Annotated in this window: 20 protein-coding genes; 9 read left to right on the top strand and 11 right to left on the bottom strand. The window is 36.1% G+C overall.

The features are described from left to right. Window positions 1-60: 60 nt before the first annotated feature. The 5 genes from FUT79_RS06165 to FUT79_RS06145 all read right to left on the bottom strand — a co-directional run bounded on the left by FUT79_RS06165 (window position 61) and on the right by FUT79_RS06145 (window position 6,955). Window positions 61-1,152: a restriction endonuclease subunit S gene (locus FUT79_RS06165; protein WP_024753415.1), complete on the bottom strand. Its 1,092-nt coding sequence runs from the start codon at window positions 1,150-1,152 to the stop codon at window positions 61-63. A 6-nt stretch (window positions 1,153-1,158) separates the two neighbouring features. Next, complete coding sequence (locus tag FUT79_RS06160; protein ID WP_024753414.1) at window positions 1,159-3,432, bottom strand: type I restriction-modification system subunit M; 2,274 nt, start codon at window positions 3,430-3,432, stop codon at window positions 1,159-1,161. Window positions 3,433-3,704: 272 nt separating this feature from the next. Then, window positions 3,705-4,133, bottom strand: a complete 429-nt coding sequence (locus FUT79_RS06155; protein WP_148878879.1) for a hypothetical protein — start codon at window positions 4,131-4,133, stop codon at window positions 3,705-3,707. Between the two features lie 7 nt (window positions 4,134-4,140). Then, window positions 4,141-6,159: a DEAD/DEAH box helicase gene (locus tag FUT79_RS06150; protein WP_052335786.1), complete on the bottom strand. Its 2,019-nt coding sequence runs from the start codon at window positions 6,157-6,159 to the stop codon at window positions 4,141-4,143. A gap of 16 nt (window positions 6,160-6,175) precedes the next feature. Then, entirely contained in the window at window positions 6,176-6,955 is a 780-nt protein-coding gene (locus tag FUT79_RS06145; RefSeq protein ID WP_044634880.1) for a hypothetical protein, read from the bottom strand. A gap of 151 nt (window positions 6,956-7,106) precedes the next feature. Here FUT79_RS06145 and FUT79_RS06140 point away from each other — a divergent pair, with 151 nt between their 5' ends. Further along, window positions 7,107-7,427, top strand: a complete 321-nt coding sequence (locus tag FUT79_RS06140; RefSeq protein WP_024753412.1) for a hypothetical protein — start codon at window positions 7,107-7,109, stop codon at window positions 7,425-7,427. Window positions 7,428-7,455: 28 nt separating this feature from the next. Here FUT79_RS06140 and FUT79_RS06135 read toward each other — a convergent pair whose 3' ends face one another. Then, window positions 7,456-8,271, bottom strand: a complete 816-nt coding sequence (locus tag FUT79_RS06135) for an LD-carboxypeptidase (RefSeq protein ID WP_269410059.1) — start codon at window positions 8,269-8,271, stop codon at window positions 7,456-7,458. A 67-nt stretch (window positions 8,272-8,338) separates the two neighbouring features. After that, a complete protein-coding gene (locus FUT79_RS06130) occupies window positions 8,339-8,911 on the bottom strand; it encodes a nitroreductase family protein (protein WP_002697718.1) in 573 nt (190 codons plus the stop codon). A 732-nt stretch (window positions 8,912-9,643) separates the two neighbouring features. On the opposite strand from FUT79_RS06130, the gene FUT79_RS15045 reads away from it, so the two are divergent. Both FUT79_RS15045 and FUT79_RS06120 read left to right on the top strand, forming a co-directional pair. Continuing rightward, entirely contained in the window at window positions 9,644-9,784 is a 141-nt protein-coding gene (locus FUT79_RS15045; protein WP_002697689.1) for a P-loop NTPase family protein, read from the top strand. Window positions 9,785-9,989: 205 nt separating this feature from the next. Further along, window positions 9,990-10,301, top strand: coding sequence for a winged helix-turn-helix domain-containing protein (locus FUT79_RS06120; protein WP_024753410.1), 312 nt, complete (start codon window positions 9,990-9,992; stop codon window positions 10,299-10,301). 59 nt (window positions 10,302-10,360) lie between these two features. On the opposite strand, the gene FUT79_RS06115 is transcribed toward FUT79_RS06120, so the two are convergent. Continuing rightward, entirely contained in the window at window positions 10,361-11,968 is a 1,608-nt protein-coding gene (locus FUT79_RS06115) for an ATP-binding protein (RefSeq protein ID WP_024753409.1), read from the bottom strand. A 139-nt stretch (window positions 11,969-12,107) separates the two neighbouring features. Between FUT79_RS06115 and FUT79_RS06110 the strand changes: the two genes are divergently transcribed. Next, window positions 12,108-12,623, top strand: coding sequence for a DNA-deoxyinosine glycosylase (locus FUT79_RS06110; protein ID WP_024753408.1), 516 nt, complete (start codon window positions 12,108-12,110; stop codon window positions 12,621-12,623). A gap of 213 nt (window positions 12,624-12,836) precedes the next feature. Here the strand turns inward: FUT79_RS06110 and FUT79_RS06105 are convergent, their stop codons facing one another. Next, the gene (locus FUT79_RS06105) at window positions 12,837-13,967 is read right to left on the bottom strand and encodes a hypothetical protein (protein WP_148878878.1); all 1,131 of its coding nucleotides are present in this window, start codon (window positions 13,965-13,967) and stop codon (window positions 12,837-12,839) included. A 178-nt stretch (window positions 13,968-14,145) separates the two neighbouring features. On the opposite strand from FUT79_RS06105, the gene FUT79_RS06100 reads away from it, so the two are divergent. The 4 genes from FUT79_RS06100 (at window position 14,146) to FUT79_RS06080 (ending at window position 19,782) form a co-directional block, all read left to right on the top strand. Continuing rightward, window positions 14,146-14,790, top strand: a complete 645-nt coding sequence (locus FUT79_RS06100) for a 5-formyltetrahydrofolate cyclo-ligase (protein ID WP_044634881.1) — start codon at window positions 14,146-14,148, stop codon at window positions 14,788-14,790. A 1,066-nt stretch (window positions 14,791-15,856) separates the two neighbouring features. Then, entirely contained in the window at window positions 15,857-17,614 is a 1,758-nt protein-coding gene (locus tag FUT79_RS06090; protein ID WP_002695043.1) for a phospho-sugar mutase, read from the top strand. After that, complete coding sequence (locus FUT79_RS06085) at window positions 17,615-18,265, top strand: 3'-5' exonuclease (protein WP_002695044.1); 651 nt, start codon at window positions 17,615-17,617, stop codon at window positions 18,263-18,265. It begins immediately after the preceding gene. A 23-nt stretch (window positions 18,266-18,288) separates the two neighbouring features. After that, complete coding sequence (locus tag FUT79_RS06080) at window positions 18,289-19,782, top strand: pallilysin-related adhesin (RefSeq protein ID WP_024753406.1); 1,494 nt, start codon at window positions 18,289-18,291, stop codon at window positions 19,780-19,782. Between the two features lie 80 nt (window positions 19,783-19,862). Here FUT79_RS06080 and coaBC read toward each other — a convergent pair whose 3' ends face one another. After that, a complete protein-coding gene (coaBC, locus tag FUT79_RS06075) occupies window positions 19,863-21,068 on the bottom strand; it encodes a bifunctional phosphopantothenoylcysteine decarboxylase/phosphopantothenate--cysteine ligase CoaBC (RefSeq protein ID WP_024753405.1) in 1,206 nt (401 codons plus the stop codon). A 579-nt stretch (window positions 21,069-21,647) separates the two neighbouring features. Here coaBC and FUT79_RS06070 point away from each other — a divergent pair. After that, a complete protein-coding gene (locus FUT79_RS06070) occupies window positions 21,648-22,397 on the top strand; it encodes an NAD-dependent protein deacylase (RefSeq protein ID WP_004266357.1) in 750 nt (249 codons plus the stop codon). A gap of 146 nt (window positions 22,398-22,543) precedes the next feature. Here the strand turns inward: FUT79_RS06070 and FUT79_RS06065 are convergent, their stop codons facing one another. Next, window positions 22,544-22,753: a hypothetical protein gene (locus FUT79_RS06065; protein ID WP_004266359.1), complete on the bottom strand. Its 210-nt coding sequence runs from the start codon at window positions 22,751-22,753 to the stop codon at window positions 22,544-22,546. Window positions 22,754-22,996 lie beyond the last annotated feature (243 nt).

Below are 22,996 nucleotides of genomic sequence, written 5' to 3'. Positions count from 1 at the left end.
AAAGCTGTTGAGATAGTATCACAAACCAAAGAAAAATACAATATACTTTTCAGAAAAACGCTACACTAGTATATAGTATGGATCAACCATAGATTTATTAAGAACAAATCTTATCAAATATCCAGCAAAAATCGCTTTACCGTACTTTTCTTCATACAAGAAGGTTTTTCCGACAGTTGCCCCGGAGCGTGCTATTAAAAAATCATATTGGTTCAACAAATATTGCTCTTTAAATTGATCTGCAGAAGCAAAAGTATCTGTTAAAGATCCGTCTTCTGTAATGTCAGTAATCCTTATATATCGTATATCTGATGCCTTATCTTTAGCTTTGTAAGCTGCTCCGTATTGAGGCTTCTCAATAAGAATTTTGGATAGAGGTACTTCATTGTAAAAACTACTATGACCTTTATTTTTATTGTTATAGCAATCCCATCTCTCTATATCTTTAAATCTCACAAATTCCAAATAAGAATCTTTTTTTACACTTTGATTTTCGTGCTCTTCTATTCCCAATTCTTGCAATAAGTATTCTTCAATTTCTTTTTTCTTTTGCTCTGCCAGTTTTTCCAAGTCTTCTGCTTGCTGCAACTTTGCGTTGTATGTATCAATTAAAGCTTGTTGTTCAGATAATGTAGGAAGAGGGATTTGCAATGTTTTCAAATTTTCATATGATAAATTTTGCCGCACAGAACCGGTCGTATTGTCGCGGATTATACTATTAAACTTTAGTGTTTTCATTGTCAAAAATAGATATTCGGGTAATAGCGAGTTTTGACAACTAAATACAACATAAGCTGGACTAATAAATTCATATTTGTGCTCTTTTTTTTTGATACCAATTGAACCAATATTTACTCGATATGGATTATATGCAATCCAACCATTTTCCATCCGTTTATATTTTTGCTTTATTTTAGAACCGCTCTCAATGTATGCATCAAAGATACCTGTTTGATTATTTACGCCTAACATGCCGTAATTAGTTTGCGGATCACTTATATTGTATTTTGTGCTCTCTTCTTTGATATGTTCATTTAAGGTAACAATTGGAAATCTTGATTTTATTAATTGATTGAGATAACGCTTCAAATCCCATTGTGTTATATCTTTAAATCGTACAAATTGCAAATATTTTAATTCAGTAGTTGACATAGACGTTTACTTTTTTACTCCGTAAAATATTTCAGGCTCTGATGTTTCATTGTCTGCAATGCGAATACGGTAAACAGCTCCGTCGTCTCCTAAATTATAATTGACTGTTTTTATAGGGACGCTCCACAAGTTTTTTCCTTTCCGATAGTTCATAAATTCTTCCGCTAAAGGAATAAGTTCGTTTTCTATTTCAGTTCCTGTTGTGCTGATACCTGCTTTTTGAACTTCCGCAATAGGTATTTGATAATCAAAGCGTTCTTTGATGATGGCTTTTATCTCGGATGCTTTTTGCCCTTCGATTTTTTTTCGTTGTGTTCTCAATTCTTTTTTCTTTTCTTGTGGTAGAGCCTCTTTTCCTCGTTTTGCAAGTTGCGCATCAATTTGAGAAAGCTCATCTGCATATTTTTTGTTTACTTCGTTTGTTGCATCTTCCTCTATATCGGCATATTGCTTGGCTTCCTCTTCGTTGAATTTCTTAAAGAATAAAAGGCTCGGTTTTACTGTTGCGCCGGATGCGATAAATACATCTTGCGGAATAGAAACTATGAGCAGGATTTTTGCTTTGCTTTCTACAAAGTCGCGAACTTTTTGTAAATTGGTATTATTTAAAACTCCTTCGGGCAATACAATTCCCATTCGACCGCCCGGTACCAATAAATTTAAGCATCGCTCAATGAAAAGTACTTCTGTAAGCCCACTACCTATTTTGTATAAACTTAATAGAGATTTGTTTATATTGTCATTGACTTGCTTTAAAGCTTCTTTGTATGCTTCACCGTATCGTGCTGTGTATTCTTCAATTTTTTCTTCATCGGTAAACATATCAGCATAAGAAATTTTTAAATCTTTTTCTACTCGTGCTCCGAAAGGCGGATTGGTTAAAATAACATCAAAGCGATTCTCAAAGATTCCGTTTACATTAAGTAATCCATCGTGATGATGTACGCCTCCGTGTCCGTCGCCGTGCATAATCATATTCATTTTTGAAGTACGAGCCATGCGCGGGTTAGCGTCCGTTCCATATATACAGTCGTACGAAAGTGATCGAAGCCGTCCGTTATCATTCAATATGTTTAGTTCTTCATTTAGCTTATTTGCAACCTCGCTCATTTTATGATCAATTTGTTTTTTCTCATCATCCGACATTTTTTCATATTTTTCATCATATAAGTCGGCTTTTATCTTTTCTTTTTGGGCTACGATATCTTTTTCGATTTTTTCGCGAACATACTCAAAGGCTTTGATTAAAAAGCCTCCGCTCCCGCAACATGGATCGCAGATATACTCTCCCTCTTGCGGGTCAAGTACCGAGACCATAAAATTTACAATTGTTCGAGGTGTAAAAAATTGACCCAATTCACCGCGGAATGTTTTTCCAAGGAATTGTTCAAATGCAATTCCTTTTACATCATCCGAAGTCGTAGAAAGATTGTAAATTTGCAACTCTTTTACAATTTGTTCAAAACTATTTTCGCGAATTTCTATTTTTGCATTATCATCAAAAAGCTTGTCATTAGCGAATTCTTGTTTTGTTTTTTCAAATAGGTTTTGGTAGAAAGGGGTTGCATTTGTTACGCCCATTTCTCTATTAAGTATGTCATAGTTTTTGCGATTGTCTACAAATCTATCATATGAGAAAATTTGTCCTTCATTATTTTGACGTTCATAGCGTATTTTTATAAATAGCACTTTACTGATTTCATCGAAAGCGGCTTCAGGAGAAAGCTTATCATTGTTTCTAATAATATTGTGACATTTGAAAAGCAATTTGGAAAATTCGTCACGCGTAAAAGCCTTAGTTTGGTTTAGTAATTTGTCTATTTCCTTTTGGTTGTTAGCTTGTTTGGCGTTGGGGATATCAATAATTTCCTCAAGTCGTTGAGGAATTTCTCCTTTGATAACTTTAAAAATACGTGTTTCTTTTAGATTGGTAGTAACAAAAAACTCTGCACCCGCCCAAGATGCATAATTATAGCCTTGAAAATAATCTTCTTCGTGAATGGTTATTGATTCAGCCTTGCACTCTACAATAATGATTGGAGATCTTGAATTGACCTTATCGTCAGTATTTCTCCATACTACAATATCCGCACGTGCCCTCCCTTGTCCGCGCTGCGAGTTTGTTACTTGCACCTCTTGTTCCATCTGTTCAAGTGAAAATCCGTAATTATTCACCAACCGACAAATATATTTTTGTCTGACCTCTTCTTCAGGTTGCAGCATGAGCCATTTATTTTTTAATGGTGCAAAAATTTTTTTGTCTTTTATTTGTATATCCATGTTTATTAGTATTACTCCTTTTATGTTTTCAATAAAAAACTTAGGAAAATATTTTTTATATTTGCAACTATGATATGGCTATTATATATTGAAATCGGATAAGTTTCAATAATTGGGAAAGAATGGACACTAACTTCAGTATAAAATATTAAATAGACGATGTTGTAATTTATTTTACAGAATGGTGTGGTGTTGTTTGGTGCTTTTGTTTTGTGGTATATGGAATTTTATAGCTTTTTAAAAGAGATTACCTTTTTATTAGGTTAGCATTATTAGCTAAAATGTTTATCAATTTCAAACTTAAAAAAATCATCAAGTGTTTTTGTATATTTTTGAAATTCCTGAGTTCCATGTACAATATTATTTTCATCAATATGAATGTTTTTTATTTGATTATCAGTTTCAAGTTTGTTGATAATATTTATTGTCAATCCTTGCTTTAATAAAGATAATTTATTTTTATCGTTAGTTCCATAAATAATAGTATTATATTTTTCGTGGGAGATAATCTCATAATCTAACATAAGTTGAAAAAATTTTATCAAAGTATAATTTACAAAATCATTTTCCAGTTTTAATTTGATGATCGCTAGATTCACTAATTCTTTATGCTTCTTACCTTTTAAGTCGACATAAACTGGGTTACCTTCATAAGATTCTCCGCGATATGAAGTGTCACCAAAACTATTACCGATATACATTAGAGTATTACCTAATTTTCTTTTTTTTTTCAAAGTACGATAAAATATAGTTTATATTTTCTTTAAGTGATTTCTTTTTAGAAGACGTTATAAAATGCTCATAATGCGAGATAATGAACTCATTTTTCAATCGAGCAAATTCATCATCAATTATTGAATTTCCCAATCCTTCGACAAAAATTTTGTGAATTACTGACATAAAATCTTTTTCAATCGTGCTATTTATGCTCTTTATTCTTGATAATAACAATTCACAGATTTGGTCGCTAAGATCATATATGGTATTCATTCCTAATTCAATCATTTTTCGCTTTAACACATGGATATCAGAAGTATGATTATCATCTAAAACAAACTTTTCTTCCTCAATTATTTTTTCAAACGTCTTTTTTTGCTTAGAGTCTGGTTCGTCTTCTCTTTCAAGTTTAGTCGCATCAAATTTATCCAACAATGGGTTCTCTATTATATCTGAAAATCTTCCTGTTCGGAGTTGCATAATTTTACCTTTCATATTGCTGTTTTTACGAGCATATTTAGTAGTATTTACAAAATGTACAGTCGGCAAAAGTAAAGAAAAATCATTATTCGATGAATCAAATATCATGTTTAGCCTATTCACTCTGCCTATAAGGTTAGTTATTTTTGCTGAAGACAACCTATGAGTACTAAGGATGTATAGATTATCTATTGGAAGATTTATTCCTTCTAAGATTACATTGTTCGCAACCAAAAAACGGATATTTGGAACTGTCTGAAATTTAAATTCTAAATATTCTTTGATATTATCCGGTACTTTTCCATGTAAATATACTATTCCTTTTTCTAAATACTGTATTCCATAAAAATCTTTATGGACATATTTTTTTAGACTTTTTATAACCTCTGCGATTAAATTGTCATTTTTTATGTCATTGCTTATATTTTGATATAAATCACTTGCAAACATCTCAATTTTTCTCGGAGCCATTAAAAAAAAGAAATTTTTATTTTTCAAAGTTTTCTGTATATAATTTAAATAGTTCTCTTCTTTTCCTAGTGTATAAAATTTATTTATAAATCTATTGTATTTTTCTATTCTAGTATCAATGGAAAACTCGTATATTTCAGGTTCTTTGATATTGAAATCAATTTTATGTTCAAAAATATCTTGTTCACTATCAAATTTAAGATTACCACTGTCAGAAATTAAAGGAGAAAGGTACATAACATTCTGTTTGGCGTTTCGCTTTTTATTGACTCTAATTAATCTGGATAAAAGAATTGTCCTACTATCCTTAGTAAATAAATTATGAGCCTCATCAATGTATAAAGCATCAAAATATAGGCTTGGATTTTTAAGCAGAAGCCGTAAAGCTCTTTCTTGAGTAAGAACAGAAATAAATTTATCTTCCTTTTCATACATCTCGTCATGAAGAATTATTTTTCGCCCAAAGTTTTCCTTTTTTACAGTTCTAAATGTTTGTAGTAGCAATGACTTGGTAGGAACAATTATCGCTATAAATTTTCTAGATTCCAAATATTTTCGAATATCATCAATGATTAAACTACTTTTACCATAAGAAGTAGGTGCAATATAAGATACTTCATTATTTTTACTTTCTAAAATAGATTCTCTAATCTTTTTTTGATCGTAGGTTTCTATTATTCCGTGATATGAGTATTCATCTTCCATTTGTGCATGTACATTATAATTAATAATACTATTAAGCTTGAGTTTTTGTTTTTCTACCAGTGACTTAGCAATCGGATAAAATCCGAAGTTAATGGAAAAGTCATATAATGGTGTATAATCGTCTGTAATTAGTGAATATTTTAAAATAATATAATATGCAAACTCTGCATACGATTTATATCTTTTGTCCGAATCATAATTTTTAAGTAAAATAAGAGCACAACTTAATAAAAATGACTTCTCCTCGTCATTCAAAATTATAGGATTATCTTTAGACCAAAGTGTAATTTTTTGTACAACCTCGTTAAATTTTTTTAAACTACTTAAACTTGCTATCTCGTTGTAACCTTCCATAAATTCCGACCTTAAATTATGTAGTTATATATTGGATAAAAATATCAATACTGCCTTGTGTAACACAAATTAAATGGGCGCATTTATATTCAGTGTTTTCAATAGCGGTTTTTGCACTTGCTATAATAGTTGCGTTATTTTCCGGCTTCCAGATAGTATCTAAAAATATTGTTGCACACGGTATAATATTAAAATCAGACAAGGTGTAAAATTTTTTTTCTGTGTATTCATCTGATAATTTTTTAATACTTTTTTTTATATTTTTTGGCGTTCCAACGTCACAATGGGATGCATGATTATATGCATTCTGCCAGGGATTATTCGGTGTCTTTCCTTCAAATTTATTTTTTAAATCTAAAATAGCTTCTTGCAATTTATTTTTATGACAAATATTTTTAGAAGAAATACTACCGGACTTACTTTCCATAACCCAGTGATTTTTCCTAAAACTATACAGCCCATCAAATCCTTTTTTAATAGAGCCTTCTTCTAAGTTTAGGAACATACATTCCTGTGTATAACCGGTTAGCTTCATGTATAGGTGTATAAAGAATTCAGCTATAGCTCCCATTTTCCATTTATCGTTTTTCCCTTCAAATAGCTTAACAATACGTGCTTTCACAAGTTCCAGTTCAGTGCTAGATTTCTTTCCTTCGCATATAGATATTAAATTTTCGTCTAAGCATTGTTGAATTTCCGCGCTTAATTTTTCTACTTCAAATACGCTAATATCTAAATGATCATTGACCTGTTCAATGTGTCTTTTAAATATGGTGTCAACATTAAAATTACTCATATTTATCTAACGCACTCCTAACTTATTTAAAAGTTTTTTGTGTTTATATTAGCACCCATGATAAAGTCCATATAATCGTGTAAATGCGAAAGGGCGTAGAAGCCCTTTTTTTGTATAATGTAAAAGTAAAACACTACCAAGAAGACTTCATATGACCAAAAACTATATTACACTAAATTCGGAGAAATTGCAAATACTTATTCAAATGCTGACAAAAGATGCTGTTCGCAGTATAATACTCTCAGCACGGATCAAAATTGATATGAAAATAGATTTAGAAAAAGAATTAGCAGTCTTTAAGCCAAGCGGCGATGAAGAGTTGATTACTACAAACACGCCTGTGCCTACTGGATGGAGTATGCTAAAAGACTTGAAGAAGAAATTGAAAAGCAGCAAACAAAACAAAAAAAATCCAAGTGCAAGTAACAAAAATTTTACACATAAGGAAATTCCAAGTAAAAAAGATTCGTGAATGGCAATGAGTGCTGCGGACTCCCCGCCTACACAAACCGAAGCTCTTTTCTTTTGCAGTCGATGCTGAGTTTTCTGCCATAAGGCAGCACAGTTCTCGGCAGGGCGTGACCGAAATTCACATTGTATACTACTGGGTATTTGTAGCCACAGAAGGTTCGGGTATAGATTTCTTCGTATTCAAAAAAATACGCTTCGTCTTGAGGCTTTCCGAGAATGACGCCTTGTAAATTTTTAAATACGCCATTCTTTTCTAAAATCGTAAGCATGTGTTCTAGTTTTTTTGGAGCTGACTTTGATTCGCTGGTTTCTAAAAAAAGCACTTTACCTTCCCACTCTCGAGCAGCAGGGAAGATGCCGTGCTGTTGAATAATTTTCTGTTCTTCCGGGTGCCGCTCACCAACGCACATATCGTACAATGTCTCCAAGCAGCCTCCCAAGAGCTCGCCCGTAAACTTTCCATCTTTCTCTATTATAAAGCGGTGCCCGTAACCTTCTTTGTGCCTTACTCTGGGCACGCCATATTGAGAGGAGCCGAAGTCTTTTCTCTCTTCATACCAATATGGACTGCTCTCAATTGTTTCAAATTCTTTACCCATATAGTGATCAAAGGCGGCTTTGGTATAGGGAAGCATATCTTTATCCAGCTCGCCCATATCCGTCAAACATGCCAGACCGTAGTAAGTCGCAAGCCCGAGTATGTACAGCATAAGATGTATCACAGTGGTATCTGAAAAACCGCTGAACACTTTAGGAAATTTTTTTACAGCCGAAACAAATTCGCCATCCTCCATCAGATACGGAATGAGCCTAAAGCTGTCATCCCCGCCGATGGCGGCAAATATTCTCCTCCAGCTTATACCTGTCCGCCTGTATGCTCCATAAATCTCGATAATAAAAATTCTACGCTACTTACTTTATCACTGTTACTCGTTTGTCTATATCCTCTTTTTCTTTTTTCTCCGGCTCTTTAATTATTCCGCCAAAAGGCATTTGGGCTATTAATTTATAACTTTTTGGAATATCAAATAATTGTTTTACTTTATCATCAATTACCGGATTATAATGTTGTAATGATGCACCTACCCCAAGCTCCCTGAGTGCAGCCCACACAGAAAGCTGTAGCATTCCGTTTGCTTGATTTGCCCAAACGGGAAAGTTATCAGCATATTGTTTAAATTGTTCTTGTAAAGACTTAACGGTTTCTTCGTCATACAAAAACAGGATCGTTCCGGCACCTGCTTTAAACGAATCGATTTTTTCCTGAGGAACCTTTCCTTCAAACACATTATAAATTTCATTCCACAATAAATCATGCTTATCTCCGAATATCAATACAAGTCTTGCACTTTTCATATTAAATGCATCCGGTACAAGCTCGGTGAGTTCTTTTATTTTTCTTTCAATCTCTTCCTGTGAAATCGGAATGTCTTTGTTAATTTCATAATAACTTCTTCGTTGTTTTAAAGATTCAATAATACTCATAGTAACCTCCTAAAATTTACCGTATTATAAATTATACCCTGAATTATTGTCAAGTTAAACTAGTATAACATTTTTTTAATAAGTCGATTCGTTTTTTAATACATCTTATCCAACACGTAAAAATTTTATAAAAAAGAGCTCGACACAACGGTTTAGTTTTTGACGTCCATGGCAAAAACTAAACCACGAGTTTTAAAGCTTTACAAATACTTTTGCTTTAAAACATCGTTTCTGCTTAGAACCACCGCCATCCGTGGCGGTTCTGAGTTTTGCAGTCCGTGGCAAAATTATACCTATGAGTTTGAAAACTCCTGTTTATATAGCTGTGGTAGTTTTCAAACTCAATTCTGTGTGGAACCACGGGCGTCCATGCCCGTTCTGAGTTTTGACGTCCGTGTCAAAAACTAAACCTGCGAGTTTTAAAGCTTCAATTTTATAGTTTTGTGTTGATGCTTTTAAACATCATTTGGAATTGAGCACGGGTGAGCAAACTTACTGTAGGAATGCCGAATCCGGTTTTAATGTTCGTATCTGTTCTGGTTTTACCCTCTGTGTCAAAACCAAACCCACGAGTCTTAAAAGCACTCAAAAGCGGGTTCAAAGGGTGGCTACCCTTGTTCATGTGTAAGCCCTACAAACCGTTATACTCGCAATAGCTTATTTTAAAAATATGATAGTATTCTTGATATCAAATCAAAACCGGATTTTAGCATAAAACGGAGCTTCATTGGCATGACAATAGAGATTAAAAATTTAACAAAAAAAATTAATGATAAAAAGGCTCTCGATAATATTGATCTTAACTTTCAAAAAGGTTTACATGTTTTAATGGGAAGTGGAGCCTCGGGTAAAACAACACTTATAAAAATTTAGCGGGAAATATAAAAGGTGATACAGGCGGCGTTTTTATTGATGGCAAAGATATTACGGAAGATGAAGATTTTTTTAAGACGCTCAGCTATATCCCCGCAAATTTTATTGCATATAAAAATTTAAAGTTATAAAAATATTACAATATATAACCCGGCAAGTCCTAAGATAACCAATTCCGATACGGCGGAATTTAAAACCGGTCTAAGTGGATAATGAGGTGTTCCTTCACGAATTTATTTTTAACAAAAAATCCTACACGGGGTCATTCAGGGAAAACAGTCTCGATTTAACACCTGTCAAGTTTTTGATTTTGTTAAACTTGCTTGAACATTCCAACAAACCTATCAGCGCGGAAAGCCTTTTTGTTTCCTCGTGCGGCGGACAGTTTTATAAAGGAGTAGAGCGGACAATCTCCGTTCATATTGCGCACTTGCGAAAAAAACTTAACCGCGCGGATAAACATCTGGGCGATGCAATTAAAAACATTCGCAACAACGGCTATGTATTCAGCTTGTAAGCGGAGGCCGATTAAAGCTTTGGTTTGCACCGCCTGCAAAAGCTAAGTAAAACCGATTCTTAATTCAGTTCTTCCATCTTCCACATGCCGGGAGTTTCCGCAGTAATGTCATCACCGAAAACTGCTCCGATAAGAAAAATTTCCTTTCCACATTTTTTGTATTTATCCGCATAGCCTTTTTCTTTTATTTGATTGAGCGCATCATCGGCACTTGCTTTTACCGCAAGTTTAAATTCAAAAATATAAATCGCCTTATCTGTGCGCAAAACTAAATCCGCTCGTCCCTTTGAGCTATGCGTTTCAATTTCAGCATAATAACCCATAAGCGTAAAAATAATATAAAAGGCAATTTGATAATCTCTTTCGCGAAGCGACTTATCTTTTTTTGATGCAGTGCTGTAAGGCAAACTTGCGCAGGCAGTGTAAAGCCTCTCCATAAAAGCTTGCACATTTCCTTCCCGCATATCGCAAACAAAGTTTTTTATATAAAGACCTGTCTCATCTTTTACAATCGAAGTAAACGACGGAAGCATATTATCAAAAAAAACCTGCTTTACTTCCATATTCGGAAATCCAAGCTTGTACAACTCAAACTCTTCATTATAACTTTTTATTGTCAAATATCCTGATTGAAAAAATATCGGAATAGGATTTTGCATACTGGGGCGATAATCAAATAATGCATTTTTATCAAGCTCGGCTCTTTCCGTAACATCGCGCAAATCGTACTCAGCCTGTTTTAATAAGTTTACCAAAAAAGTCGGAGTGCCTGTTGCAAACCAATACTTGGTAAACTCCTTTGAATCAAGTGCATTTAAAAGACTAAAAGGATTATAAACGTGTTTTCCGTTTTGATGAAATAAATAGCCGTCATAATTTTTTCTAAGTCTTTCCAAAACTTCTTCGCGCGTATAATTATACTTTTCGGAAATAGCTTTTATTTCGGGCTGAAAATTATGTTCAAGCTCTTCTTGCGTAATCCCGCAAATTTCTGAATACCCGTTAAGAAGGCTGATATCTTTTAAATTATTTAAATCGCTAAAAATACTTACCTTACTGAATTTTGTTACACCCGTTAAAAAAGCAAGTCGAATATATTCATCGGAAGATTTTATAACACCGTAAAAACCTTTTAAAATACTGCGGTATGTTTCGTTCAGTTCCTCATTTACATTCATAGTTTGCAAAAGAGGTTTATCGTATTCGTCAACAAGAATAACAACCTGCTTACCGGTTTTGTTGTAAGCATTTTCAATAACATTTGAAAACCGTTGAGAAATATTATAATCTGTATCGGGTCTTCCGTAAACATCTTCCCATTTACGCAAATAATTGTCCAAAAGATCTTCTAAATCTTCTTTAGTATCATACATGTTGGGATTAAAATCCAAATGTAATACAGGATACTTTTGCCATGGCTCATTTTGCTGAGCCTCATACCCCTCAATTTTTAAACCGGCAAACAATTCTTTTTGCCCGCAAAAATAAGCCTCAAGCATCGAAAGAAACAAACTCTTTCCAAATCTACGCGGACGATGTAAAACATAAGTCTTGCTCGAGTTAACAAGCTTCCTCAAAAATTCTGTTTTATCAACATAGAGGAAATTATTTTCTCGCAAAACTTTAAAACTTTGAACACCAACCGGCATCTTTCGGATATCAGTCATGCTTTCAGTATAGCATACATGGAAGGAATTTTCAATCTTTGGAAAAATCGAACTTTGTTTATGCAAGGGTTCCACCAGCATTGACATCTTATTTCTAAAATGATATGAAACAATTATCAACAACATCATTTTTAATTTTATGAACAACGCCGCTATAACACATCCGATTCCGCCCGTATACAACTCCGAATCCAAAATATTGATTTTAGGAAGCTTTCCCTCGCCCGCATCACGAGACGCCGGATTTTATTACGGCAATAAGCGGAACAGATTTTGGAAGCTGCTTGCAAACCTCATCGATAAAAAAGAGCCGCAAACAAGGGCGGACAAAATTAAATTTTTACATGCATACCATATCGCCTTATTCGATGTCATTCAAAGCTGTCGCATATCCGGTGCTGCCGATGCAAGCATTAAAGATGCAAAGCCGAACGATATCAGCTCAATTATATCACACACAAAGATACAAGCTATTTTTTTAAACGGAAAAACAGCAAGCAAACTCTTTCACCACTTTTTTAACTCTATGATATTTCACAATATAGAAGAAATTGAACCGAATGTTTTTACCCTGCCGTCAACAAGCCCCGCGAATGCAAGCTATAATTTTGAAAAGCTGATATCCGAGTGGACTGTAATAAAAGACTTTTTGTAAATCACGTGGGACATTGCGGCTTCAGCATTCCTATGGTAACCGCCCACCGATGACACATTCAGAACAGGCACGGACGCCCGTGGCTCCAAGCAGAAATGAGTTTGAAGGCAAGACTGTTTATATTTTGCCTATGGTAAGTTTGCTCGCCGTTGCGCCGTGTCGGGCTCTTTTTATAAACCTACTGTATGATTCCGTAAAAGTTTTTAAAATATGTTATAATCCATAGTTTAAAACTTCAGCTAAAACAACATCCCCCATGTTGGTGCGTGCGAGCGAATATGCCTGCGCTTCTGTTTTGCCTTTAGTTGTGTAGGTGGCGGTAAAATGATGGGTGAACTTTTCCGTCGAAAAATCCCAGACGGAAAGTTTTCCCGACAAAGTGCATAACCAAAGTCCATCTTCGCCTTTTTCAAGTTTTTCAACCCGTGTCAAGCCGAACATAAAACGACGTACTCCGCCGCCGAATTTTTTGCGGGCAGCGGCGATAACTTCGGAATCAGGAACTTTTCCGATATTTCCTTGTGTGTCAATTCCTACACCGGTGAATCTGCGTTTCATTAAACCGCCCAGTAATCGGGTAGAAGTTAAGTTATCATAAGTAATAGCGGTTCCATTTTTATTATAATCAAGAATACAAATTATTGAAGAAATGCGCTTTTTTGTCGTTGCGTTTCCATGTTGAGGAGCGGCTGCATCGGCATACGCTAATGAATAAAAAAGATTTTTAGGTATAATATTTTCTTCATTAGTAATGATAGGTGTTTTTATATAAACAAGAGCCTTTGATTCATTTTTATTCGGCGGGAGAGTAAAAAATATTTTACCTTCTGCATCAGTAGTTAAAATAAAAGATATCTCGCCGACAAGAGTCTCAGCCGTATAAAAAGGATACTCAACAACAACCTCAACATTTGCAAGCGGAAGTTTTTTATCATCGGCTCCTACTGAAACCTGCAAACAAAAAGGCTTTGCTCCATCGTTTTTATCAACAACCGCTTCCATTCTGATTTTTTCTAAAAAGGAATAAATGCTTTGTAAGCCGTCTCTCATTTTTTTGTCTGCAAGGTTTTGGTCTTTTTCTTCCGCAGCTACTTTTGCAATAATCGCAAAAGCTTTATTCAGGTCATTGTTTTTAATTACTTTGTGTAGTTCTTTTTGTATTTCAGCATTCCCAAAAACAAACTCGGCAGTATCTGCAATTTTTTCTTCTTTTTTGGTATTCTCTTTAGGTATTTGAATCTTTACGTCCTGAGCACTTTGACTCGGCGCAGGTTTTCCTTCGGATGCACAGGCAGGAAAAAAAAAATACAACATGCTAATAAACAAAAAAGACGATACATACAAAACTCCTACGATAAAAACACGATATTTAACGCGAAATAGTTTTACAACGTAATTATATGCTTTTTAAACAAGTTTTGCTACTATTCAGTTACAAGTTCTTTGGATTTTCTAAATTCGTTTTGTTTTAAACCGCTTTAAATCATTGTAAAAAGAACCAAAATCGTATAATACTTTTATTATGATAGTACATACAAAACAAAGTATGAGAAAAATCGCCTCAGAACGGCTAAAGAACTTTATTGCTCAAAACGAATTCATACAGAATAAACAGCACATTTCAGAGCAGATGGCTGAAATTTTATGCGGAAGAAAAGAGTTTCAAAATGCAAAAACCGTGTTTGCTTATTTTCCGCTTCAAAAAGAGTGTGATATACGTGCATGTTTATCACGAGTGCTTAAAGAAAAAAAGATTCTGGGTTTGCCGGTTGTATCCGGGAAGGAGCTTATTTTTAAGCAGGTAGAACGTATACAGTTTGATACATCTATGCCTCCGCAGTTAAAAAAGGGATGCCTCGGTATTTATGAGCCCGATGAAAGCTGTCCTTCTCTTTTCTCTGCAGATATTAACGCAATCCAAACGCCGCTTTTAATTTTAGTGCCCGCTCTTGCCGCAACAAAAACCGGTACGCGATTAGGAAAAGGCGGCGGCTATTACGACAGGTTTCTTCCTTTAATACGGGAGCGGCTCTCGCTGTCTCAGTATTTTGTGTTATGTACCTGTTACGAAGTTCAGGTATTTGATTTTTTGCCTGCGGAATCCCATGACTTTCGCATGCAGGGGCTGTTAACTGAAAAGGAGTTTTATCCGATTAGTCGGAGCTGAGGAGATCGTTAAAACTCGTACAGCGTTTTAACTTGTTATTGTACTAATAGCGGCATTAACAATAACGGCGTGCAGATTCGGCATCACTGGCGAAGGTACAGTAAATTTTCAAAACTTCGCCCTATGGTAAGTTTGCCCACCGTTGTCAAGCTCAGAACCGCCACGGACGGCGGTGGTTTCAAACTCATAGGTTTCATTTTGCCACGGACGGCAAAAATCAGAGCGGGCACGGACGCCCGTGGTTCCAAGCAGACGGTTTAGTTTTTGACACGGACGGCAAAAGCAGCACTGATTTAATCAAGAATACTAAAAATCAGTACGTTGGGGTGATTCCATATTCCTATGGTAAGTTTGCTCACCCTTGCGCCGTGTCGGGCTCCTTTTTATAACAGGAAGCTTTAAAACTCGCAGGGGTGGTTTTGACATGGACGTCAAAACTCAGAACAATGTAAAACGATGTTTAAAAACTACCACACCGACATAAATAGGAGTTTTTAAACTCGCAGCACTGATTTAATCAAGAATACTAAAAATCAGGGCGTGGCGGTGGTTCCAAACAGAATTGAGTTTGAAAATTACCACAGCTATATAAACAGGAGTTTTCAAACTCATAGGTTTCATTTTGCCACGGACGGCAAAAATCAGAGCGGGCACGGACGCCCGTGGTTCCAAGCAGACGGTTTAGTTTTTGACACGGACGGCAAAAGCAGCACTGATTTAATCAAGAATACTAAAAATCAGTACGTTGGGGTGATTCCATATTCCTATGGTAAGTTTGCTCTCCCTTGCGCCGTGTCGGGCTCCTTTTTATAACAGGAAGCTTTAAAACTCGCAGGGGTGGTTTTGACATGGACGTCAAAACCAAACCGTTGTGTCGGACTCTTTTTTATACGCCTTTGTATAGCAATAATTTATAGAAACCATGGCAGAAGCGGTAAAAGAAAACCTCTAAAAGGACTTGTATAAACTATAAAATCGAGGTATACTTTTATTGTATAATACCGACAAGTTGCACGTCATTTGTGCATTACCATGATGGGATTCATTGATAAAACAGGAGGCTTTTATGGACACTCAGACTATTTTAGAGCGGGCACGTGCTTATCTTCGTGAAGAAGAAGATCTTTCTTTTGTAAAAGAAGTAGAGGAGCTTATTGCAAAAAACGATTTAAAAGAGCTTGAAGATCGTTTTTACCAAAATCTTGCATTCGGTACCGGCGGTTTGCGAGGTATTATCGGCGGCGGTACTAATCGCATGAATCCTACGGTTATCAAAAAAGCTACACAGGGGCTTGCAAGTTATATTATTAAAACATTCCCCGAAAAGGCAAAGAATGGTGAGTTAAAAGCGGCTATTGCATGTGATTGCCGTCGATATTCAAGTGTTTTTGCGGAAGTTACGGCGCTTATTTTTGCCGCAAACGGTTTTACCGTGTATCTTTTTTCAGAGCTGCGCCCTACGCCTGAGCTTTCATTTGCAATTCGCGAGTTCGGGTGCGATACCGGTGTAGTGGTAACCGCATCCCATAATCCGCCTGCGTATAACGGGTATAAAGCGTACTGGAATGACGGAGCGCAGGTAATTCCCCCTCATGACAGCGGGATTATTGATGAAGTAAATGCTGTTACCTCAGTGAAATTTATCAGTAAAGAGGAAGCATTAAAAAGCGGAAAGCTGAAGATTATTGACTCTGAAATAGACGAAAAGTATTGGGCAATGGTAAAAACAAAACTCCATCGATCCGAGTTGATTAAAGAAATGTCAAAATCGGTAAAAATTGTGTACACACCTTTGCACGGCACCGGAGCCTTGCATGTAGAAAAGGTCTTAGGAGATATGGGGTTTAATATTCTCACCGTACCGGAACAACGTGAACCGGACGGCAATTTCCCAACGGTAAGTTATCCGAATCCAGAAGATCCTGCCGCATTAAAGCTTGCAATTGCACTTGCGGAAAAAGAAGGCGCCGATATGCTTATGGCAACGGATCCCGATTCCGATCGTTTTGCCTGTGCGGTAAGAGGCACTGACGGAAAAATGCAGCTTATTAACGGAAATCAAATGGGAGAGCTTTTTACCGATTATATTCTTTTAACCTTAAAAGAATACGGGAAAATGCCGAAAAATCCCGCTATTGTACGTTCTATCGTAACCTCGCATCTTTGTGATTCAATTGCAAAACATTACGGGGTTGAATCTTTTGAATGCCTGACCGGATTTAAATGGATTTGCAGTCTTGTTCAAAAAATGCAGCAGACAGGAAGTCATAGTTATATCTACGGGTTTGAAGAAAGTTATGGATATAACTTTGGTGCTGAGGTACGTGATAAAGACGGAATTACCGCTGCCGCAATTTGTGCGGAAATGTGTTTATACTGGCGTAAACAAAATATGAGCCTTTTTGATCGCTTGTATCAACTTTTCAAACAGCACGGCGCATTTTGTTCAAGAACCATCAATAAGACTTTTCCGGGTGCAGAAGGTGTGGTTATTATGAATAATATGATGAATAAGCTTAGAAAAGAAAATCTTAAAGAGCTTGGACAAAAGAAAATAATAAAAATAAGAGATGTAAAAGAAGGTATAGAATTTGATCCTGAAAATCCTTCAAAGACACAGCCGATTGATTTGCCGAAAAGCAATGTTTTACAATACTTTTTTGAAAATAACACTGTAGTCAGCGTGCGCCCGAGCGGAACCGAACCGAAAATCAAATTTTATATAATTCATGCCCTGCCTGTATCCGGAAGCGTTGAAGCAACATTAGCTGAAGGCGAGAAGTTTATTGACTTGCTGGAAAAAGAATTGGATGAACTTGCGTAGATGACTTACGATTGGATTGCAGCAGTGTATGATAAGGCGGTATTTACCGCCTTTGATACGGAAACAACAGGGTTAAAACAAGAAGAAGACAGCGTTGTAGAAATTGGCGGCATTAAATTTGATCATCGGGGAGTTATTGCGCGGTTTAATATACTTATCAATCCGGGCAAGCCGATGCCGGAAGATGTTACTGCGGTAAATAACATCACCGATGCTATGCTTGCGGATAAACCGCCTTTTAATGCGGTAATTCCTGATTTTTTACGCTTTATAAAAAAAACAGTGTTAGTGGCGCACAATGCGCCTTTTGATATCGGTTTTATTAACAATGAGTTGAAACGATGTAAAAAACCTCCTCTTACCAATAAGGTAATTGATACGCTTGTACTTGCCCAAGAAGTTTTTCCGGGACTCGGCAAGCACCAATATCGCCTACAAAATCTTGCGCTTCAATTCGGGATTACCGCATTGGAAGCTCACCGCGCGGAAGATGATTCTCGAGTGTGTATGGAATTTTTCACTATTGCCGTTGAACATTTTTTTAAAAACAACGAAAAACTGGTTAAACAAATTAAGGCGAATACAAACATTGAAGAAATCCTGCGCGAAGCTCCTCCTCCGGTGGCAGACCTTGGCAGAGACTTGTTCTAAACTAAATAAAAAGGATTCAATACATGAAGAAAGTTTTTTACCTGCTTTTAGCCATCTTCGTTGTCGGAATCGGAGTTTTGCTTTTTTTAAATCGAATAAAAATTGAAAGTACAACAATCGAAAAACAAAATGCGCAAACGATTATTCCCGTTGCCGCGGAATCTTCTGGCAAAGAAACAGCGGAAATTGAAGACAGTACCAATCAAGGAAAAGACAGCCTCATAACCTTGCGTAATAACGAAAGTTTTGTACAATCTCTTTTGATTGATATGAACGGAGACGGCATTGAGGATCAAATCATTGCGGTAAAAAAACTTGCAGATCCTTTTATCTATCTTATTATCTCTTTACAAGATCCGATGACACAAAAATTTGAGCGAACTGACGAAATCAGAACAGGCGTAATACAGTCAAAAACCTTTTCTCTTTATGCGTCTAAAATTAAAGACTCAAATTTACCTGCATTGATTTATATGGGAATGACTTCAAATAATCAGCAATTGCTGACTATTTACCTTACAGAGCTTGATAAAAAAAATAAAATTTCTTTTCACTTGGCTGCAGATCTTCGATGCGATGGCGAGATAAGCATTAAAGACAGTGCCCGTAACGAAGAAGATGTTATTTCAAACTATACTATTTACAGCTATAATTCAGATCCTGATAAACCGAATACGCTTGATCAAATAGAGCAAATTTATCGTTGGGATCAAAAAAACAAGGTTTTTGCACAAATAAGTGAAACAAAAATTCCGGGTAAAAAAATTGAAGCGCAGCTACTGCAAAAATTATCAACGGGGAACGTAAATCTTTTTGAAGATTTTCTTTCAGGTTTATGGTATCAGCCTTCATCAGGAAAAAACGGCAGAACCTTATTTTTTAGCACTGAGGAAAACGAGGTTATTTTTTCGATCGATAATATTGAAGAAATATACATGATTGATGCAGCTGCTTCCCGCCGATATGGGATTTATTTTTCTACAAAAAATGCATCTATTTCAAGTATTCATCGCAGACTTGATGTAAAGTTAAACGGGGTTGATGAAATTCAAGTGCGAGTTATTGAGGACGTTGCACGACTGAAAATAGGAACTGCGTCAACTTGGGACGGCGTATATAAAAAGAAACCGAATACAAGCATTCTAAAAAGCACAGACTCTCCATTACACACTCGTTTTATGCAGGTTTTAAAAGACTTTACAGAGCCATGGACAAATTCCGCCGGTGAAAGCTTTCAAACCGTTAATGAAAAATTTACATTAAAAACCGCTCATTGCGAAGATTCCGGATGGTATGCGGTTTTAGAAATAAAGGATAAAGCAATTCTTCAATGTAAACATGAAAATCCTGAAAAAAACGATGTATTTTATCATATAGATTTGCAGGCAAAAGAAGAAAAAAAATATACTCTAAGCCTGATAGAGGTAACCGTTTCCGCAAACTCTATTACTCCGACGGGAGCGCCGCCTCTTATTTTTGAACAGCAAAAATTACCCAAATCAAAACAAACAGATTAAAACCGTCGTTCTTCATTCTTATAATTTTTGAACTTCTTCTAAAAAGAGTTGCAATTTGCTTATCTAACAGCGATTGAATTCTATAACAACTCTTTTACTTTGCTTATGATAATTTTTGCAAGCTCAACCTTATGCATGGTATCAAAATGCTCTATGTTTTTGTTCTTGTCGATTATGCTGACAATGTTTGTGTCGGATTTAAACCCCGCCCCCTCTTTTGTGATATTGTTTACCACAATAAAGTCCATGTTCTTTTCCCGGAGTTTACGAAGTCCGTAGGTAATTTCATCGGTTGATTCGGCGGCAAAGCCAACCAAAATACGCGTTCCTTTTATGGCGCCAAAGTGTTTTGCAATATCGGGATTTTTTTTCAGTTTTATTTCATGAAAGCCGGAATCCGTGCCTTCGGTATCCGTTTTTTTGATCTTGTTTTCAGAATAATTAAGCGGCGCATAGTCCGCAGGAGCGGCAGCCTTAATCAATACATCACAATTGGCAAAATGTTCTTCAACCGCCTTAAACATTTGCGCCGTACTTTGTACCCGAATGAAAGTATCGACGGCGGGCGGCGTGATTGCGGTAGGACCTGAAATGAGCACCACTTCCGCGCCCCGCGCCTTTGCTTCGCGTGCAAGCGCATATCCCATTTTGCCGCTTGAATGGTTGGTAATGTATCTGACCGGATCTATTGCTTCAATTGTGGGGCCGCTTGTGATCACAAACCTTTTGCCGCATAAATCTTTTTCGGTGAGTTCCAAATCTACCAGCTCCACAATTTCCTCAGGCTCAAGCATTTTACCGTCGCCGTATTCATTGCAGGCAAGAATATCAGTTTTTGTTTTCAGAACCACCACGCCGAAACCTTTTAGGGTTTCAATATTTTTTTTTGTTGCAGGATGATTGAGCATAAAGGTATTCATTGCGGGGGCAAAAACTATTTTTGATCTGCCGGCAAGCAAAACGGTTGTCAGAAGATTATCACAGATACCGTTTGCGAACTTCGCAATAGTGTTTGCACTTGCGGGTGCTACCAAAATAAGGTCTGCCCATTTTGCGAGGGAAACGTGCTCCACATCCATGTTTTTCAGTTGGTCAAACAGAGTGATATGAACCACATTATTGGAAACGGTTTGCATGGTAAGCGGGGTAATAAATTCGGTTGCAGACGGAGTCATAATAACTTTTACGTTTGCGCCCTGCTTTCTTAATTTGCTGACAATCGCGGGAGATTTATATGCGGCAATTCCGCCGGTAATTCCCAAGACAATATTTTTTCCTTTTAGCATACGGTTCTGCTCCTTGCATTTCTTTCATTGCAAAATAATTCCCGCTACGTATATTTCAATTTTTTTATATTGAGTGCTACTCATGCGGTTTTAAGAATGCAATTTTTATTATCGTTTCCGTTCTTGCTCCATTATCTAACACGAATTTTATGGCATGTCAAGAACCGAGCTTACGCATAAACAGTATGGGAGCTTTCAAACTCATAGGTTTGGTTTTGACATGGACGTCAAAACTCAGAACGGGCACGGATGCCCGTGGTTCCAAACAACAGCGACGTTTTAAAGCAAAACTGTTTGCAAAGCTTTTAAACTCGCAAGGTATAATTTTGCCGTCCATGGCAAAATTATACCGTTTTTACTCTCTTAATTAATGAAAATCCTAAGGTATGAGAAGTTACGGAATGTTCAGAACCGGATTGTTCTTGCAGCAAGTGAAATTGGCGAGGTTTAACAGGAGCGTTTCTTTTTTGTTTCAGTCCGGAAGCGATTAAACTATCGTATTGTTTTTTCCTCTGTAAGCCTATATAATTATAGTGGCATCGTTTCGTAAGAAAAATAATCAGATATGAGGAGGATGTAGTGGAAAATTTACAAGAAAAATACGATGAATTATACGATCTGATCAAAAATGCAAAGCATTGTGTTGCTTTTACCGGTGCAGGAGTCAGTACGCTTTCAGGCATAAAGGATTTTCGCGGAAAAGATGGTTTATATAAGCAACCGAATACGGAAAAAATGTTTGATATCGATGTTTTTTACCGAGATCCTTCTATATATTATGGACTTGCAAAAGAGTTTATTTACGGTCTTGAAGAAAAGCATCCTGCTATCGTACATATTGTACTTGCAGAACTTGAAAAAAAAGGCTTATTAAAAGCATTAATTACACAAAACATCGATTTATTGCATCAAAAAGCGGGGAGTACCGATGTAATTGAAGTACACGGAACGCCGGCTCAACACTATTGTATTGATTGCCGGCATACCGTTGACTTTGCCGCGGTTGTGGAAACTGCAAAAACAGGAAATGTCCCGCGTTGTCCGAAATGCGGCGGCGTTATGAAGCCTGCAATAACCTTTTTTGGAGAAGCTCTTCCGCAAACAGCTCTTTTACGTGCTGAACGCGAATGCTCAAAAGCTGATTTACTTTTGGTACTTGGAACAAGTTTGACCGTCTATCCTGCGGCAGCATTGCCGGGTATTGTACATCAAAACGGGGGAAAGGTTGTTATCATTAATAATCAACCTACGTATTTTGATTCAAAAGCGGTTTTAACCATATCGGATTTAGGCGAATGCTTTGAGGAATTACATAAAAAATTAAATTAAAAAAAAAGAAAAAAAAATTCAAAAACTTCTTGACAAGCTTGTAATCTTATGGTAACTTAAATCATCAAGATATAAATCGTGATTAGGAGGTTTCCATAAGTAAAACGCTCGTAAAAAAGTATTGATAAGTGTGAATGATTTATACTCTATTTTAATCCCGTCGGTCTGCATACTCCCGACGGGATTTTTTTATGCTCAATTATTCGTATAAGACTTATTTTACTAAAATAATCGCAGGATAAATTAATGGAGCGTTTTGTAATTAGCTTACTGTTATGCTGATCGAGGCATTCAACAATGATGGATTGTGAATTCAGTATTCCTGTGGTAAATTGCCCACCGTTGCTAAATTCCAAGGGTTCGCCCTTGCTAAATTCCAAACGATGTTTTTAAAGCATCAATACAAAACTGTAAAACTGAAAGCTTTAAAACTCGTTGGCGAAGTTAGAGTAAATTTTTTTAAAACTTCGCCCTTGTGCCGAGTTCGACTCTCTTTTATAAAATTTTTTTTACAAATTTTTAAAATGAAATATCTTGCGTTATCAAAAGTACTGTACTAATTTTGCAACGCATGCAAAAACTCCATAATATTAAAACGA

Source organism: Treponema phagedenis (assembly GCF_008153345.1).
GTDB lineage: Bacteria > Spirochaetota > Spirochaetia > Treponematales > Treponemataceae > Treponema > Treponema phagedenis.
Note: the sequence above shows the minus strand (reverse complement) of the source record. Positions and strands in the feature narration are given on the sequence as shown.